Source organism: Luteibacter rhizovicinus (assembly GCF_004342265.1).
In the GTDB taxonomy this organism is placed as follows: domain Bacteria; phylum Pseudomonadota; class Gammaproteobacteria; order Xanthomonadales; family Rhodanobacteraceae; genus Luteibacter; species Luteibacter rhizovicinus_B.
The window spans coordinates 302,589-319,808 of sequence record NZ_SMCS01000003.1 but is presented as its reverse complement, the minus strand read 5'-3'; the positions used below and the strand labels follow the sequence as shown (position 1 = coordinate 319,808).

The following is a 17,220-nucleotide window of genomic DNA, read 5'->3' as shown; positions in this document are numbered from 1 at the left end:
GGTATTGCAGCGACCTATTTCCGATCGAAATCCGGGCTGGCCGTCAGGTCGCGCTTGGCGCGCGGCGCGACGAGCGGCTCGCCGTGGACGACGAACCAGACGTTCTCGGCGATATTGGTCGCGTGGTCGCCGATGCGTTCGATATTCTTCGCCATGAACAGCAGGTGCGTGCACGGCGTGATGTTGCGTGGGTCTTCCATCATGTATGTGAGCAGTTCACGGAAGAGGCCGGTATACGCTTCGTCGAGATCCGCATCGTCCTTCCAGACCTGATAGGCGGCTTCGGCATCGCGGTCGCGGTAGGCCGTCAGTACGGTGCGTACTTCGGAGGCGGCGAGTTCGGCGAGATAGCCAAGCTTGGCAGCCGCACTGATGGGAGCCACCATGCTCAGCGGAATCGACCGCTTCGCGACGTTGGCCGCGTAGTCGCCGATACGTTCGATGTCGGCTGCGATGCGCAGTGCCGCGAACACGTTGCGCAGGTCGCCCGCGATCGGCGCGCGCAGGGCAAGGAGGCGCACCACATCGTGGCTGATTTCCTGTTCCAGGGCATCGATGGCTTCGTCGTTGTCGACGACGCGCTGGGCGGCACGCTCGTCGCGGCGTTCGACGACGTCGATGGCCGATTCCAGCTGCGTGACGGCCAGCTCGCCCATGCGGACGATTTCGCCGGTGAGGCGGGTCAGCTCGTCGTCGTAGCTCTTGATGATGTGTTCGCGGGGCGTGTTCATGCGCTTTGCCTTCAATGGGGTCGTGGCGGAGGACTTAACCGAAACGGCCGGTAATATAGTCTTCGGTCTGCTTCTTGTTCGGCTTGGTGAAGATCTTCTCCGTACGGTCGAACTCGACCAGCTCGCCCATGTACATGAACGCGGTAAGGTCGGAACAACGCGCCGCCTGCTGCATGTTATGCGTGACGATGACGATTGTGTAATCGTTCTTCAGTTCCTCGACCAGCTGCTCGATGCGGCTGGTCGCGATCGGGTCCAGGGCGGAGGTAGGTTCGTCGAGCAGCAGCACTTCCGGTTTCAGGGCGATACCGCGGGCGATGCAAAGACGCTGCTGCTGACCGCCGGAGAGGCCGAGAGCGCTCTGCTTCAGTTTATCCTTCACCTCGTCCCACAGGGCGGCGCTGCGCAGCGCCTGTTCGACGCGGCTTTCCATGTCGGCACGCGAGAGCTTTTCGTGATGCCGAATGCCGTAGGCGACGTTCTCGAAGATCGTCATGGGAAACGGTACGGGCTTCTGGAAGACCATGCCTACCTTGCTGCGCAGGCGATTCAGCGAGTACTTCGCGTCGAGGATGTTCTCGCCATCCAGCACGATTTCGCCCGTGGCGACCAGCTTCGGATAGATCGCGTAGATGCGGTTGAAGATGCGCAGCAACGTCGATTTGCCGCAGCCGGACGGTCCGATGATGGCCGTGACCTTCTTCTCGGGAATATCCATCGCGATATTTTTCAGCGCGTGGAAGTCGCCGTAATGGAAGTTGAGGTCGCGCACCGTCATTTTCGTCGGGAACTGCGAGTTGTCGGGCTTGCCGGTCTGCGCGGTGGCGGCGAAGCTGGGGGCTGCTTCGTTCATGTTAGTCATGGGACACCTTGGAGCGCGAGAACGCGAAGCGGGCAGTGAGGCTGAGCAGCAGGACGAACATGGTCAGGACGAATGCGCCGGCCCACGCGAGCGTGTTGATATCCGGGCTGGGATCCTTCGTGTATTCGTAGATGACCTGCGGAAGGCTCGGCATCTTGTCCAGCGGATTGAACGTCATGAAATTGTTGCCGAACGCCGTGAACAGCAACGGCGCGGTTTCGCCGCTGATGCGGGCGAGGGCGAGCAGTACGCCGGTCACGATGCCCGAGCGCGCCGAGCGGATCAGGATCTGGACCGTCAGCTTCCATTGCGGCACGCCAAGCGAAAGCGCGGCCTCGCGCAGCGTGGAAGGCACCAGGCGAAGCATTTCGTCGGTCGTGCGGACGATGACGGGCAGGGCGATCAGCGCGAGCGCGATGCCACCGGCGAAGCCCGAGAAGGTGATGTCGCCGTTGGTCGCCCACTTCATCGGCAGCACGATGATCGTATAGGCGAACAGGCCAAGCACGATCGACGGCGCGGAAAGCAGAATGTCGTTGAGGAAGCGGATGATCGGACCGAGGCGCGAACGCAGCGAGTACTCCGACAGCCACGTGCCCGCCATCACGCCGATGGGCGTGGCGATCAGGATGCCCAGCGTGTTGAGGATCAGGCTGCCGACCATCGCATTCGCCAGGCCGCCTTCTTCGCGATACGCGGTGATCTTCGTGAACAGCTGAGGCTTGATGGCCGCAATGCCCTGGCTGAGGGTTTCCCAAAGAATCCATGCCAGGAAGATAAGGCCGATGGCGGTCGCCGCGACGCTGAGCACCATCGCCACGATGTTCTTGATGCGGCGTTTTGCATAGATGTGCGAGGAAGCCATCAGCGACCCTCCCGGTTGCCCAGCTGGCGCAGCATGAGGCGCGCGATCAGCAGGACGATGAAGGTGACGACGAAGAGCAGGAAGGCCAGCGCCATCAATGCCGACTTCTGCAGACCTTCGGCTTCGCCGAACTGGTTGGCGATGGTCGAGGCAATGGAGCTACCCGTTTCCAGGATCGACGGCGTGAACTTGAAGGTATTGCCGAGCACGAAGGCCACCGCCATCGTTTCGCCCAGCGCACGGCCAAGGCCGAGGAAGACGCCGCCGATCACCGCCGAGCGGGTATACGGAAGCACGATGTCCCAGACCACTTCCCACGTGCTGGAACCCAACGCGTACGCCGACTCCTTGAGGCGGGTGGGTACGGTCTGGAAAACCTCGCGCATGACCGACGAAATGAACGGGATGATCATGATCGCGAGCACCATGCCCGCGGTCAGCACGCCTGCGCCGAAGAAGGGGTAATCGCTGGAAAAGAATTTCGCGATCCAGGGCACGTGCTGCACCAGCCAGGAAATCTGGCCGTCGGGCGGCGCGTCGCTGAAGGTGTTCATCAGCCAGGGCTTGATGTGTTCGGCGACGAACGGGGCGAAAATGAAGAGGCCCCACATGCCGTAGATGATCGACGGGATACCCGCGAGCAGTTCGATGGCGGAGCTGACCGGACCGCGCAGCCACGACGGGGCGATCTCGGTAAGAAAGAGTGCGATGCCGAAGCTGATCGGCACGGCGATGAGCAGGGCGATGAGCGCCGTGACCACGGTGCCCATGACCGGAACGAGGGCGCCGAAGCGGTCGTTGCCCGGATCCCAGGCGTCGCTGGTAAGGAAGCCCCAGCCGAAGGTTCTGAATGCGTCGCTGCCACCCCAGAGGGTCGAGGCGGCCGCGCCGATCAGCGAGGCCAGGACGAGCAGGGCACAGGCTTTGAGCACCCACCCGAAGACACGGTCGTTGCGTGCATCTCGCGCGTTGCGCGCCGCCTCCGCCTGCCGGGCGGGTGAGACGGGAAGACTGATGCTTGCATGCATGGGGCCGGCTTTCCTCTGGATCATTACGGCGATGGGTCGCCGCCCCTCAAGGGACGGCGACCCGCCTTTACGTCACGTCGTGGCCGATGGCCCGACGGTATGTCTTAGTTCTTGAACTCGGCCGACCAGTAACCTTCGATCTGCTTGACCAGCGTGTCCGGCAGGGCGACGTAGTCGAGCGAAGCGGCCTGTTCCTGACCGTTCTCGAGGGACCACTTGAAGAAGTCGAAAGCCACCTTGGCATGCGAAGCGTTCTTGGCCTTCTTGTACATGATGACCCACGTGGTCGCCGTGATCGGCCAGGCTTCGGCGCCCGGCGCGTTGGTCATGATCAGGTTGAAGTCCTTGGAGCTTTTCCAGTCGGCCGTGGCGGCAGCGGCGGCGAACGACTTGGCGTTCGGCTGCACCCAGGCGCCCGAGGCGTTCTTGAGCTGTGCGTAGGTGATCTTGTTCTTGGTCGCGTAGGCGTACTCGACGTAACCGATCGAGCCCGGGATCTGGCGCACGTACTGCGACACGCCTTCGTTACCCTTGCCACCCACGCCAGCCGGCCATTCGACGGCCGTGCCGAACTTCACCTTGGTCGCCCACTCGTTGCTGACCTTCGAGAGGTAGTTGGTGAAGTTGAACGAGGTGCCCGAACCGTCCGAGCGATGCACGACCGTGATCTTGAACGACGGAATCGTCAGGCCCGCATTGAGGGCGACGATCTTCGGATCGTTCCAGTTGGTGATCTTGCCGAGGTAGATGTCGGCGAGGGTTTCGCCGTCCAGCTTCAGCTGACCGGCTTCGATGCCCTTGATGTTGACGACGGGCACGATGCCGCCGACCACGACCGGGAACTGACCCAGGCCGAACTGCTGGAGGTCTTCGGCCTTCATCGGAGCGTCGGACGCGCCGAAGTCGATGGTGCCTTCCTTGATCTGGGCGACGCCGGCGCCGGAGCCGACCGACTGGTAGTTGAGCTTGTTGCCGGTCTTCTCGGCATAGGTCGCCGACCATTTGGAAAGCACGGGGTATACGAAGCTCGAGCCGGCACCGGTGATGTCGGTGGCCTGGGCGGCCATGCCGAACAGGGAGGCGGCGACGATCGTGGCGATGCGGAGTTTGCTTGAGGTCAACACGGTAGTTCCTCGGATGGAAGGTGTCGGGCGAGCCCGCCCGCTCTCTATTTCAGGGGTCCCGTGTTGCAATGAAATGAGTTAATTGTTTCAGCTGTATGACACCCACCGTCCGGTTGTCGTCTTCCGGGCCGGGGGATGGGCCTGCAACTGCCGCTGGGCCTCGTTTTCACGAGGTTGGACGCGGACAACCTGTTTCCCCTGACCGGAGATGGTGAGGGGTGTTTGTTACAGGTTGATGATGGACGAGGGGTTGGGAGTCGCCGCTCATTGTGCTCGTCGCTCCTGCGCAGGCTGGACCCAGTGCGGTGCAATCGGTTGTCGCGATAACGTCCATTCACGCTCTAAGCGCGCGACCCTCGTCGATAACGCTCATGCATGCGTGCTCGCCCTGGGCTCCTGCCTGTGCAAGGGCGACCTCAAAGAACCACAACAACTCCCGCCTGGTCCCGTTCCAGTAACTCCAGTCGGCGCCAGCGGTTCACGATCTCGCAGAAAAGCTCCGCCGTGCGCTCCGCGTCGTAAATCGCCGAGTGCGCCTCGCGGGCGTCGAACTCGATGCCTGCCGCGAGGACGGCCTTGCTCAGGACCGTCTGACCATAGGCCAGGCCGCCGAGCGTGGCGGTGTCGAAGCTGCTGAAAGGATGGAACGGGTTGCGCTTATGGCCCACGCGACGGACGGCTGCGTTCAGGAAGGCAAGGTCGAAGGCCGAGTTATGGCCGACGAGGACGGCGCGCTGGCAGTCGGCATCGCGCATCGCCGTGCGTACGCCATTGAATACGTGATCCAGCGCCGCCCGTTCGGTCAGCGCGCCTCGGAAGGGGTGATCGGGATCGATGCCCGTGATCTCCAGCGAGCGGGGATCGATGTTCGCGCCCGGGAAGGCCTCTACGTTCGCCGAAATGGCCGGTAGCGGCACGACCAGGCCCGACGGTTCCATGGCGATGGGGACGACCGCGATCTCAAGCAGGGCGTCGCGTTCCGGGTCGAAACCGCCCGTCTCGACGTCTACGACGACGGGCAGAAACCCCCTGAACCGCTCGGCCATGCGCAGGGCGGTGCTGTTGCTCGGTTTATCCATGCGCGAAGGATATCAGCCCCGCGACCGGCGGTTCCTGCCCCTTTGACGATCCGAGATGTTAAGGCCGCGTACCGGTGTCGTCATTTTGTAACAAAAACTGCATCGAACGGTAAACGGGCGAGCCCATGCTGCGCGCCGTCAGACCCCTCCTTGAGAAATTTCGTATGGGGTGACAGGGGGAAGCCATGCCTTATTCAATCAAGCGGAGACATTCCATGCGTTCCACATTGCTCGCGGTAGCTATCGCCACCGGCTTGGGCGTTACCAGCTTCTCGGCTCTCGCCGCGACGCCGAAAGCCACGAAGCCGCCGGCCCGGGTCACGGTCGATGCCGCCACGCTCGAGCAGATGCAGGCCCAGCTTGCGGCGCTGCAGGCGAAGGTCGCCGAGCTCGAGACCAAGCAGGACGCACAGGCCGACGCTCAGGTCGAGACGGCTCAGGCTGTCAACAACGTCCAGGTCGCCGCCGCCAAGCCGGTCGAGGACCTGGCGAAGAGGTTCGACAAGATCGACAAGCTGGTGAACAACACGAAGATCGGCGGCACGATGTTCTTCGACTTCACCAACGTCGATCACAAGGAATTCGCTTCCACCGGTGCTGGCCGCAAGGTCGATGGCCACGGCGCCACGAATGGCACCGGCTACGACGTGAAGCGCTTCTACCTGACGGTCGACCACCAGTTCGACGATATCTGGTCGGCGAACCTCACCACCGACTTCAACTACGTTTCGACCATCTCGCAGACCAGCCTCTTCGTGAAGAAGGCCTACGTGCAGGGTAAGTTCGATCCGCTCTTTACGGTCCGCTTCGGTGCGGCCGACATGCCCTGGATTCCGTTCGTCGAGAAGTGGTACGGCTACCGCTTCCTGGAGAACACGATCACCGACCGTTCGTTCGAAGGCGGTCGCGCGGGTTCCACGGCTAACGCCGGTGGCGTCGGCGCCTTCGGCAACTCGTCCGACTGGGGTATCCACGCTCTGGGCGCCACGACGGGCGACAACTCCATCAACTACCAGTTGTCGGTCGTCAATGGTCGCGGTTTCCGCAATCCGAGCCGTTCGGACAGCGTCGATGCCGAAGCTCGCTTCGGTTACTCGCCGATCGAGCAGATGGTTATCGCCGTGGGTGGTTACACCGGCAAGCGCGGCAATGACGTCCAGAACGGTCAGCCGACCCGCGATGCTTCGCGTGGCGACTTCATGGTGGCCTGGCGCGACAAGACCTTCGGCGTCGGTGGCGAATACTTCCACGCCCAGAACTGGGACGACATCCTGAAGTACGCCGGTACCGGCACGGCGCCGCTGTCCGTCAAGGACAAGGCCGATGGTTACTCGCTGTGGGCCGACTGGAAGTTCCTGCCGCAGTGGGCCGTGTTCGCTCGCTACGATAGCCTGAACTACAAGTACACGACGCCGACCAATGCCGAGCGCAAGCTGAAAGACACGTATTACAACGCGGGTGTTTCGTACGACGTGTTCAAGAATCTGAAGCTCGCCCTGGCTTACAAGCACAACAAGCTCGATGGCCCGGACGCCACGAAGTATGAGTACAAGACGGACGAAGTCGGCTTCTGGGGTCTGTTGACCTTCTAAGCCGGAGTAACGGTTATCTGAAAGGAGTTCGGCTCAGGGACGACAAGCGGCGGGCGCAAGCCCGCCGCTTTCTTTTTGGACGTCTACTGAGAAATGTCGTATGCCGCATGGCGGCGAAGCGTTGCGAATATCGTCGTGCGTACACGGAAATGGCAAGTTTTTTTCGGATACTCCGTTTGTTCAGTATGCTTCTCAAGTTATTGTAAATAGTGTTTTTTTATTCGAGCTAAGCTGAATATAAGATACGTCACGCGTCATTCCTTCAACACGTGTTGCGTCGCCACACTTGCAAGGCGATTCGCGGCTGCGTAGGTTTTGCTCCATGAGCTCTCCGACGCTATCAGCAACCCGACGCATGACCCGCACGATCCTCGTGCTGTTCGCGCTTCTGTTTGCCAGCGCCTGTTTGCATACGGCGTATGCCGCTTCGACGCATTCGGCAATGACCGAGCATGCCGTATCGCATGTATTCACCGGCGCGGACGATGCCGCCGGAGGCGACGACATTCTCGCCGACATGCCATCGCTCGAAGATAACGGCGGCATCGACGACACGCTTGTCGTTCCTCCCTCCACGAGCCTTGCCGTGGCAAGGCTCGTCGCCTCCCGTCCCGTTGCGGACGTGAGGTCACTGACGTCGCACGAACCTCCTCAGGACTTGCGTCCTCCGATCGTCTGACACCGCCGTCGCGGGCCATACCCGCGGGCCTTCCGTCCGATCGCTCTCCCCGAACGCATTTCAGGCGCGTGCTCGTGCGCGTCCTTTACCCCTATCGACAGAGGAATTTCCCATGGAACGTCTTATCCAGGGTTTCGATCGTTTTCGTCGCGACATGTCCGATGAGCATCGCCAGCTATTCGCCAAACTCGCCTCCGGCCAGACGCCGCACACGATGTTCATCACCTGCGCCGATTCGCGCGTGATGCCCGAACTGCTGTTCAACGCCAATCCGGGCGAACTGTTCGTATATCGCAACGTCGGCAACATCGTGCCGCCGTACGCCCAGCACGTCAGCGGCGTGGTCGCCGCGATCGAATACGCGGTCACGGCGCTCAAGGTGCAGCACATTGTCATCTGCGGCCATTCGGACTGCGGCGCCATGAAGGCGCTGCAGAACCCCGCCTTGCTGAAGGGCAAGCCGTCCGTCGAGCAGTGGCTGAAGCATGCGGATGTTGCCCGCTACGTCGTCGCCGAGAATCGTCCCACCATGCAAGGTGAAGAAGGACTGCGTTACCTCACCGAGGAAAACGTGGTCGGCCAGCTTGAGCACATGCGCACGCTGCCGGTCGTGGCGGCAGCGATGGCGAACGGCAGCCTGCGTATCCATGGCTGGATTTACGACATCGCTCGCACCGACATAACCGCCTTCGACGCCACGGAAGGACGTTTCCGTCCGCTGGTCGCAGGCAGCAGCAACCTCCCGGACGCCACTCCGCACGCACGGTTCTCCGTGCCGGTGGCTTCCGCCGCTTAAGGACAAGAACATCATGCGCGCGTACTTTTCCCAAGGCCTTTTTGGCCGCGACCTCCTCGGTTCGGTGGTCGTTTTTCTTGTTGCTCTGCCGCTGTGCATGGGTATCGCCATCGCGTCGGGCATGCCGCCCGCCGCGGGGCTGATATCCGGCATCGTTGGCGGTCTGGTGGTCGGCTTCCTCGCCGGATCGCCTTTGCAGGTCAGCGGACCGGCCGCCGGTCTGGCGGTTCTCGTGTTCGAACTGGTGCGCGCGCATGGCGTGGCGGCGCTGGGTCCGGTCGTGCTGTTGGCGGGCCTGATCCAGCTGGTTGCCGGCGTCTGTCGCGTCGGCGTGTGGTTCCGGATGACCTCGCCCGCCGTCGTGGCGGGCATGCTTTCGGGCATCGGCATCCTCATCGTGGCGTCGCAGGCGCATGTTCTTATGGACGCGGCGCCGAAGGCTCGCGGACTGGAGAATTTCGCCGCGTTGCCCGCGTCGTTGTACGAGGCATTCACGGGTGAGGGCGAATCCCATATCGCCCTGATGATCGGTCTGGGTACGATCGCGATCATGCTGGCATGGGAGAAGCTGCGGCCGGCAAAGCTGAAGTTCCTTCCGGGCGCGCTGATCGCCGTCGTAGCGATGACCGCTACCGCGCAGTACTTCGCGGTAAACGTGAACCGTGTCGACGTGCCGTCGAATCTGTTCTCGGCGATCAGCCTGCCGTCGATGGGCAGCATCTTCGGCCTGTTCGATTCCACGTTGCTTATTGCCGCCGCGACGTTCGCATTCATTGCCAGCGCCGAAACGCTGCTGTCGGCGGCGGCGGTGGACCGCATGCACGATGGCGAACGCACCAACTACGATCGCGAGCTGGCCGCTCAGGGCATCGGCAATATGATCTGCGGCTTCCTGGGCGCGCTGCCGATGACGGGTGTCATCGTCCGTAGCGCTGCGAATGTGCAGGCGGGTTCCGCCACGCGCATGGCCGCTGTGCTGCACGGTGCGTGGATCCTCGTGTTCGCGCTGCTTCTGCCCTGGCTGATGCGTATGACGCCGGTTTCGTGCCTCGCGGGCATCCTGGTCTACACCGGCGTGAAAATGGTGAACCTGAAGCAGGTGAAGGATCTGGCCGTATTCGGCAGGGGCACCGCGGCGATCTATCTGGCCACGACTATCGCCATCGTCGCCACGGACCTGCTTACGGGTGTGATCGTCGGTTTCGGTCTGTCGCTGTTCCGCCTTGCGCTGATGTCGTCGAAGCTGAAAGTCGATCTGGCGCATCACGACGAGCCAGGTACCGCTTCGCTGACGCTCAAGGGTTCGGCAACCTTCCTCAAGGTGCCGTCGATGGCACGTACGCTGGAAAGCGTCCCGCCGAATACGCGGGTCAACGTGATCCTCGACGGTCTGCACCATGTCGATCAGGCATCGCTTGAACTGCTGCGCGACTGGGGCAGGAATGCGTCCAAGAAGGGTTGCGAGCTCGTCGTCGACTGGAAGGAACTGAACCTCAAGGTAGAGGGCGCCCGGGCAGTCGCGTAAGTGTTGGAGCGGGCTTGACCGCGATCCCTGCGAGCGAACGATCGGTTGATGAGGGAAGCCTCCCCCCTCCAGCCTCTTTCATCCGGCGATCGTTCGCACTCTGTACGCAGGGATCGCGGTCAAGCCCGCTCCCTTGGGACGCGGCTCCGACAGTCGCGATGGTAAAAAGAAACGCCCGGCTAGCCGGGCGTTTTCTGTTTATAGGCGCACAGGTCACGGATCGCACACACCGGACATTCCGGTTTGCGCGCCTTGCATACGTAACGTCCGTGCAGGATCAGCCAGTGGTGCGCATCCTGCTTGAATTCGGCGGGGATGACCTTTTCGAGCTTGTCTTCGACCTTGCGTACGTCGGCACCCGGTGCGAGACCCGTACGATTGGACACGCGGAAGATGTGCGTATCGACGGCGATGGTCGGCTCGCCGAACGCGGTATTCAGCACGACGTTGGCCGTCTTGCGTCCGACGCCGGGGAGGCTTTCCAGCGCTTCGCGCGAACGTGGCACTTCGCTGTCGTACCGGTCGATGAGAATGCGCGACATGGCCAGCACGTTCTTTGCCTTGTTGTTGAAAAGACCGATCGTGCTGATGTAACGCTTCAGTTTCTCTTCGCCGAGATCGAGCATCTGCTGCGGCGTATTCGCGACGGGAAAAAGTTTCCGCGTCGCCTTGTTCACGCCGACGTCGGTGGCCTGCGCGGAAAGCGCGACGGCTACCAGCAGTTCGAAGGGCGTGCTGTATTCCAGTTCGGTTTTCGGATGGGGATTCAGCTCGCGAAGGCGAGTGAACATGTCGATGACATCGGCCTTCTTCACGTGTCCGGATCCTTCTTGCGTGCTTTGGCGCGCGCCAGCGCTTCGAGTACGGCATTGCGCGCCGTGGGCGCGGCGACGTCTACCTTGCTGGCCGCAAGCTCCGCTTCCCGCCGTTCGCGTTCGGCGAGCAGGCGCGCTTCGCGTCGCTGGAAATGCGTTCGTGCGGCGTCGGTATGGCCGCGATCGGTGGCCTGCGCCAGTGGCATGGCGTCGAGGACGATGCAGTCCACGGGGCAGGCCGGTACGCAGAGTTCGCAACCCGTGCACAGGTCGGACACCACGGTATGCATGAGCTTGGCGGAACCGACGATGGCATCGACGGGACATACCTGGATGCACTTGGTGCAGCCGATGCAGTCGGCCTCCACGACGCGGGCCAGCGTGCGCGGCTTCTCCATCCCATGCGTGGGGTCGAGTGGAACGACGGGGCGATCGAGCAGGCGGGCGAGCAGGGCGATACCTTGCGCGCCGCCCGGAGGGCACAGATTGATAGCGGCTTCGTCGCGGGCCATGGCGTCGGCATAGGGCCGGCAGCCATGGAACCCGCACTGTTCGCACTGCGTCTGGGGCAGGAGTGCGTCGATCCGTTCGGCGAGCGTGGGCGTCATGGGTGCCTGGCGTGCGCCGGCGACATGCTTAGCGAACGGTGGCGCCGGGTGCGGCGCCCTGGTCGGCATCCAGCAGGAATAGATCGCTACCGCCTTCGCCGGCCGACAGGATCATGCCTTCGGACAGGCCGAAGCGCATCTTGCGCGGCGCGAGGTTGGCGATGAACACCACGTTCCGGCCGACCAGCGTTTCGGGTTCGCCGTATGCGGCGCGGATGCCGGAGAAGATCTGACGCGTGCCAAGCGGGCCCGCGTCCAGCTCGAAACGCAGCAATTTGTCGGAACCGTCGACGAACTCGCATGCCACGACCTTGCCGATACGCAGATCGAGCTTCGCGAAATCGTCGATGGAAATGGTGGCGGCGGTGTCGGTGCTGGCGTCGGTCATGGGCTTCGCTGTGTCTTTGGGTTTATTCGGTTTGAGGGGAGCCGCTTTCGGAACTTCCGGACCGGTCAGGGATTCTTTCGACGCGTCGACCATTGCTTCGATCCGCTTCGCGTCCAGACGCGAGAACAGCGGTTCGAACGTCTTGACGGTATGGCCGAAAAGTTCGCGGCGCGCATCGGGGAAGTCGCCGATCGGGGCGTCGAGGAAGACCTCGGCGGCCGCGACGGTAACGGGAAGGATCGGTTTGAGCAGGCCGCTCAGTAGGCGGAACGCCGTGATGGCGAACGTGCAGACCTGCTGCAGTTCGTCGCGCCGCGCTTCGTCTTTCGCGATGACCCACGGTGCGCGTGCGGCGATATAGCCGTTCACCACATCGGCCATTGCGACGAAGCGACGCGACACTTCGGCGAAGTCGTCGATTTCGTAAAGCGCGTCGACGCCTTCGTACTGCGCGAGCAGATCGCGCCACAGGGCGGCGGCTTCGTCGTCGAAACGATCGGCGAGGCGACCCGCGAAATGCGTCTGCAGGAAGCCCGCCGTGCGGCTGGCGATGTTCGCCCACTTGCCGACCAGGTGCGAATTGACGCGCTCTTCGAACGCCTTCAGATCGAGGTCGACGTCGACCGGCGTCGCGCTCAGCATCGTGGCGAAGTAGTAACGCAACGCTTCGGGATTCAGTCCGGCGTCGAGATAGGTCCGCGCCTGGATGAAGGTGCCGCGCGACTTGGACATCTTCGCGCCGTTGACGGTCAGATAGCCGTTGACGTGCAGCGCAGTCGGCGTGCGCATGCGCGCGCCGTGCAGCATCGCCGGCCAGAACAGACCGTGGAAGTTGATGATGTCCTTGCCGATGAAGTGATGCATCTCGGCGGTGCTGCCTTCGGCGAGGAAGTCGTCGAACTTCGTTCCCGTACGCTCGCACAGCGCCTTGAAGGCGGCGAGGTAGCCGACCGGCGCGTCGAGCCAGACGTAGAAAAATTTGCCGGGCGCGTCGGGAATCGGAAAGCCGAAGTAGGGCGCATCGCGGGAGATGTCCCAGTCGCGCAGGCCGCCGTCCAGCCATTCCTTGAGTTTGGCCACCACGCCGCTATTAGCGACAGGGTGGCCGCCGGTGCGCTGGCCACTCAGCCATTCGCGCAGCAGCATTTCGAACTTGCCGAGCTCGAAGAAGTAGTGTTCCGAGTCGCGCAGGACCGGCGTTGCACCCGACATCACCGAGTACGGACTGATGAGATCCGTCGGAGCGTAGGTCGCGCCGCAGTTCTCGCAGTTGTCGCCGTACTGGTCGGGCGTGCCGCAGTTGGGGCAAACGCCTTTGATGTAGCGGTCCGGCAGGAACATGTCCTTTTCGGGGTCGTACAACTGCTGGATGTCGCGGCGTGCGATATAGCCGGCCTGGCGCAGGCGCGTATAGATCGACGTCGCCAGCTCGCGGTTCTCCGGCGAGTGCGTCGTGTGGTACTGGTCGTAACTGAAATGGAAGTCGGTGAAGTCCGCTTCATGGCCCGCACGGATATTCGCGATGAAGGCTTCGGGCGTGATACCGGCCTTCTCGGCTGCCAGCATGATCGGCGTACCGTGGGCGTCTTCGCCGGCGACGTAGTGGACCTCGTTGCCCCGCATGCGTTGCGCGCGCGCCCAGATGTCGGCCTGGATATACCCGAGCATGTGGCCCAGATGGAGCGGGCCGTTGGCATAGGGAAGGGCGTTGGTGACGAGGATGCGGCGCGGCATGACGGGCCCGGTCGGCTGAATGACCGCAGATTATGGCATGCCGCGCTTTCTATGTAGGAGGTCTGCGGGAGCGCGTCCCGAGGGTTATTCCACCCGTTCCCATATCTGGCTGCGGCCCAGCAGCGAGAAGCCGATGTAGCCATGGACGTCCAGCTTCTGGCCGCCATCGGTCAGTTCCAGCTTGACCTTGTAGATCTTGCCCTTCTTCGGGTCGAGGATCTGGCCGCCGCTCCACTGATCGCCGTCCTTCTTGAGGCCCCACATGATCGTCATGCCTACGATGGGCTTGTTCTTGCGCTCGCCGTCGCAGTTGGCGCAGAGCGGATGCGGACCTTCGTCGGACTGGATGACTTCCAGGACCTTGCCCTCGAGGACGCCGCCCTTTTCGGTGATCTCGATGATCGACTTCGGCTTATGGGTGGTGTCGTCGATGGTCTTCCATTTGCCTAGGGGGCTGGTCAGGTCGGCGGCAAAGACGGGCATGGCGCCGACGACCAGGGCTGCGGCGAAAACGGCGCGGAACAATGACTTCATGCGTGGGACTCCCCGTACGGTTCAGTATGGCCCGAGCCTGACGAGGCCACAGCAGCCCGTCAAGCTGCATTGCGCCACGGCTGGCATAATGGGCGATCCCCTGCATCGACACCCGTCCATGAGCAACGCCAGCGAATCCCTCGTACGCAGCATCCTCGAGCAGGTCATCGACCCGCATTCGGGCCAGTCGCTGGCCCAATCGATCCGGGCGGTCGGCGTCGACGGCGCGCGGGTGTCGGTGGATATCCAGCTCGGCTACCCCGCCGCCGGGTACGTCGAGGCGGCGGTCGCCGCCGCGAAAGCCGCGCTCGAAGCCGATCCGGCCATCGATACCGCCACGGTATCGGTGACCCAGCGCACCCACGCCCATAAGGTGCAGGGCCAGCTCGCGCCGTTGCCCGGCGTGAAGAACATCATCGCCGTGGCCTCCGGCAAGGGTGGCGTCGGCAAGTCGACCGTCGCGGTGAACCTGGCGCTGGCGCTGGTCGCCGAGGGCGCGAAGGTGGGCATTCTCGACGCCGACATCTACGGTCCCAGCCAGCCGCGCATGCTCGGCCTATCGGGCAAGCCGTCCTCGCCGGATGGCAAGAGCATCGTGCCCATGCTGGCGCACGGCCTGCAGGCCATGTCCATCGGCGTGCTGATCGACGAGGACACGCCCATGATCTGGCGCGGCCCCATGGTCACCCAGGCCCTGATGCAACTGCTGACCGACACCCGCTGGGAAGACCTCGACTATCTGATCATCGACCTGCCGCCCGGCACGGGCGATATCCAGCTGACGCTTTCGCAGAAGGTGCCGGTATCCGGCGCGGTCATCGTCACCACCCCGCAGGACATTGCCTTGCTGGACGCGAAGAAGGCGTTGAAGATGTTCGAAAAGGTGGCGGTGCCGGTCCTCGGCGTCGTCGAAAACATGGCAACGCATATCTGTTCGAACTGCGGCCACGAAGAACACATCTTCGGCCAGGGCGGCGGCGCGCGCATGGCCGGGGAGTTCGGCATTCCGTTCCTGGGCGACCTGCCGCTGGACATCCGCATCCGCGAACAGGCCGACGGCGGCAAGCCCACGGTCGTGGCCATGCCGGATTCCGATCTGACCGCGCGGTACCGTTCCATTGCCCGTTCCGCGGCGGCCCGGCTGTCGCTGCAGGCAAAAAACAAGGCGATTTCGTTCCCGAAAATCGTCATCCAGAACACCTGACTGGCGCCGTCCGGCCCAGTTCGCTACCTTTCCCGGTTAAACGCGCGCGTGGGCAGGTGCCCACGCTGGCCCTACGGAGATCATTGTGAGTATCAAGTCCGACAAGTGGATCCGCCGCATGGCCCAGGAACACGGCATGATCGAGCCCTTCGCGCCCGGTCAGGTCAAGGAGCGCGACGGCCACCGACTGGTGTCCTACGGCACGTCCAGCTACGGCTACGACGTGCGCTGCGCCGCCGAGTTCAAGGTGTTCACCAACATCAATTCCACGATCGTCGACCCGAAAGCGTTCGACGAGCGCAGCTTCGTCGACGTCAAGTCGGACGTATGCATCATCCCGCCCAACTCCTTCGCGCTGGCGCGCACGGTCGAATACTTCCGCATTCCGCGGCAAGTGCTGACCATCTGCCTTGGCAAAAGCACGTATGCCCGTTGCGGCATCATCGTCAACGTGACGCCGCTCGAGCCGGAATGGGAAGGCCACGTCACGCTGGAATTTTCGAATACCACGCCGCTGCCCGCAAAAATCTACGCCAATGAAGGCGTGGCGCAGATGCTTTTCCTCGAATCCGACGAGGAATGCGAAGTCAGCTATGCCGATCGTGGCGGTAAGTACCAGGGCCAGCGCGGCGTCACGCTGCCCAGCACCTGAACGCCTTGCGTCAGTCGCATTCACGCACGACACGGGCGAGCGTTAGACTCGCCCATTCACGAACCACAGAACTTTTGGGAGAAAGTCGCATGATCCGTGTTTCCACCTGGCTGGCGCGCGCCGGCGCGGCGGTATTGCTTGCCAGCATGCTGGTGCTTGCCGGTTGCCATCGCGGCAGTGCCAAGGACGACCATGTACCGACGTCCCAGGGGCAGTTCGACATGACACTGAAGTCGTACAAGAGCGGTCAGTTCCTGGTCGATGGCGCCGTGCTTTCGGCGGCCGACACGGGCAGCCATTTCTCGTATCTGAAGGATCAGGGCAAGCTGCCGAAGACCGTGCTGCTGCTCCCCAGCGACGATTCGAAAATCCGCGACAACCATCTCGGCTTCATGGCACGCATGCAGCTCGATTACGGGTTCACCGTGTACTACGACAAGAAGGGCGAACTGGTTCGCCTGAATGCCGTCGAAGAGAAAGCGCGCACGCTCGAGGACACGCCGCAGAAGGCCAACCTCCCCGATCGTATGCAGGGTAAGGATGCCGCCAGCGGCACTTACGATCCGTCGAGCCAGCAGCAACAGCAGCAGCGCTGATTTCATCGCATCGACGGAAACGGCGCTCTCGGGCGCCGTTTTTTTTGTTCTTCACGTAGGGCTCGGCTTTGCCATCGCGGTAGCGCTCGGACGCTTCGGGGAGAGCCGTCGGCCACCACCCTCGACGCTCCGGCTTCACCGTCGCTCGGGGAGGGAGAGCCGCTGCGCGGCTTTTGTTCTATGGCTTACGCCCCGTCGCGCCCGCGCTGCGGGCGGGGGTTTTTGATTCGGCATCCCTGCCTCAGCAAAAACGGCGGACCGTCCAGGTCCGCCCCCTGCGGGCCTTGTCCGCCCGCCGCGCTCGGTTTCGCAAGTCGCGTCGAGGGTGGTGGCCGACGGCTCTTCCGGATGCTGCGGTCACGTGGAGGAAAGCATCGCGTCGACGCATGGCCCTAGGTGACTTCATGC

At 62.9% G+C, this 17,220-nt stretch carries 17 protein-coding genes; 7 read left to right on the top strand and 10 right to left on the bottom strand.

The genetic code is table 11. The annotated features are described in order from the left end of the window. Positions 1-14: 14 nt before the first annotated feature. The 6 genes from phoU to rnt form a co-directional block, all read right to left on the bottom strand. Positions 15-731, bottom strand: coding sequence for a phosphate signaling complex protein PhoU (gene phoU, locus EC912_RS09870; protein WP_132143446.1), 717 nt, complete (start codon positions 729-731; stop codon positions 15-17). Positions 732-765: 34 nt separating this feature from the next. Further along, a complete protein-coding gene (gene pstB, locus EC912_RS09865; protein ID WP_428993094.1) occupies positions 766-1,593 on the bottom strand; it encodes a phosphate ABC transporter ATP-binding protein PstB in 828 nt (275 codons plus the stop codon). Next, positions 1,586-2,458 carry a phosphate ABC transporter permease PstA gene (gene pstA, locus EC912_RS09860; RefSeq protein WP_132143444.1) on the bottom strand — a complete coding sequence of 291 codons (873 nt, stop codon included), beginning with the start codon at positions 2,456-2,458 and terminating at the stop codon, positions 1,586-1,588. The genes pstB and pstA overlap by 8 nt, the downstream gene beginning before the upstream one ends. Then, on the bottom strand, positions 2,458-3,486 hold the full coding sequence (gene pstC / locus EC912_RS09855; RefSeq protein ID WP_132143442.1) for a phosphate ABC transporter permease subunit PstC: 1,029 nt from the start codon (positions 3,484-3,486) through the stop codon (positions 2,458-2,460). Before pstC ends, pstA begins: the two co-directional genes overlap by 1 nt. Positions 3,487-3,590: 104 nt before the next feature. Continuing rightward, complete coding sequence (gene pstS / locus EC912_RS09850) at positions 3,591-4,607, bottom strand: phosphate ABC transporter substrate-binding protein PstS (protein ID WP_132143850.1); 1,017 nt, start codon at positions 4,605-4,607, stop codon at positions 3,591-3,593. A 419-nt stretch (positions 4,608-5,026) separates the two neighbouring features. Next, the gene (gene rnt / locus EC912_RS09845) at positions 5,027-5,689 is read right to left on the bottom strand and encodes a ribonuclease T (protein ID WP_132143440.1); all 663 of its coding nucleotides are present in this window, start codon (positions 5,687-5,689) and stop codon (positions 5,027-5,029) included. 215 nt (positions 5,690-5,904) lie between these two features. Here rnt and EC912_RS09840 point away from each other — a divergent pair, with 215 nt between their 5' ends. The 4 genes from EC912_RS09840 (at position 5,905) to EC912_RS09825 (ending at position 10,281) form a co-directional block, all read left to right on the top strand. Next, positions 5,905-7,281 carry a carbohydrate porin gene (locus tag EC912_RS09840; RefSeq protein ID WP_132143438.1) on the top strand — a complete coding sequence of 459 codons (1,377 nt, stop codon included), beginning with the start codon at positions 5,905-5,907 and terminating at the stop codon, positions 7,279-7,281. A gap of 355 nt (positions 7,282-7,636) precedes the next feature. Further along, a complete protein-coding gene (locus EC912_RS09835) occupies positions 7,637-7,960 on the top strand; it encodes a hypothetical protein (RefSeq protein WP_132143436.1) in 324 nt (107 codons plus the stop codon). Between the two features lie 112 nt (positions 7,961-8,072). Beyond that, complete coding sequence (locus EC912_RS09830; protein WP_132143434.1) at positions 8,073-8,756, top strand: carbonic anhydrase; 684 nt, start codon at positions 8,073-8,075, stop codon at positions 8,754-8,756. Positions 8,757-8,769: 13 nt separating this feature from the next. Then, entirely contained in the window at positions 8,770-10,281 is a 1,512-nt protein-coding gene (locus tag EC912_RS09825; RefSeq protein WP_132143432.1) for a SulP family inorganic anion transporter, read from the top strand. A gap of 179 nt (positions 10,282-10,460) precedes the next feature. Here the strand turns inward: EC912_RS09825 and nth are convergent, their stop codons facing one another. The 4 genes from nth to EC912_RS09805 all read right to left on the bottom strand — a co-directional run bounded on the left by nth (position 10,461) and on the right by EC912_RS09805 (position 14,360). Then, positions 10,461-11,096 (bottom strand): endonuclease III, encoded by a 636-nt coding sequence (gene nth / locus EC912_RS09820; protein WP_132143430.1) that lies wholly within the window; start codon positions 11,094-11,096, stop codon positions 10,461-10,463. Then, positions 11,093-11,704, bottom strand: a complete 612-nt coding sequence (locus tag EC912_RS09815; protein WP_132143428.1) for an RnfABCDGE type electron transport complex subunit B — start codon at positions 11,702-11,704, stop codon at positions 11,093-11,095. The genes nth and EC912_RS09815 overlap by 4 nt, the downstream gene beginning before the upstream one ends. Positions 11,705-11,732: 28 nt before the next feature. Then, on the bottom strand, positions 11,733-13,826 hold the full coding sequence (gene metG / locus EC912_RS09810; protein ID WP_132143426.1) for a methionine--tRNA ligase: 2,094 nt from the start codon (positions 13,824-13,826) through the stop codon (positions 11,733-11,735). Positions 13,827-13,910: 84 nt separating this feature from the next. Continuing rightward, entirely contained in the window at positions 13,911-14,360 is a 450-nt protein-coding gene (locus tag EC912_RS09805) for a DUF2147 domain-containing protein (protein ID WP_132143424.1), read from the bottom strand. A 118-nt stretch (positions 14,361-14,478) separates the two neighbouring features. On the opposite strand from EC912_RS09805, the gene apbC reads away from it, so the two are divergent. The 3 genes from apbC to EC912_RS09790 all read left to right on the top strand — a co-directional run bounded on the left by apbC (position 14,479) and on the right by EC912_RS09790 (position 16,812). Further along, entirely contained in the window at positions 14,479-15,564 is a 1,086-nt protein-coding gene (apbC, locus tag EC912_RS09800; RefSeq protein WP_132143422.1) for an iron-sulfur cluster carrier protein ApbC, read from the top strand. Positions 15,565-15,649: 85 nt separating this feature from the next. Then, on the top strand, positions 15,650-16,216 hold the full coding sequence (gene dcd, locus EC912_RS09795) for a dCTP deaminase (RefSeq protein WP_132143420.1): 567 nt from the start codon (positions 15,650-15,652) through the stop codon (positions 16,214-16,216). A gap of 89 nt (positions 16,217-16,305) precedes the next feature. Next, complete coding sequence (locus EC912_RS09790) at positions 16,306-16,812, top strand: hypothetical protein (RefSeq protein ID WP_132143418.1); 507 nt, start codon at positions 16,306-16,308, stop codon at positions 16,810-16,812. Positions 16,813-17,220: the final 408 nt, after the last annotated feature.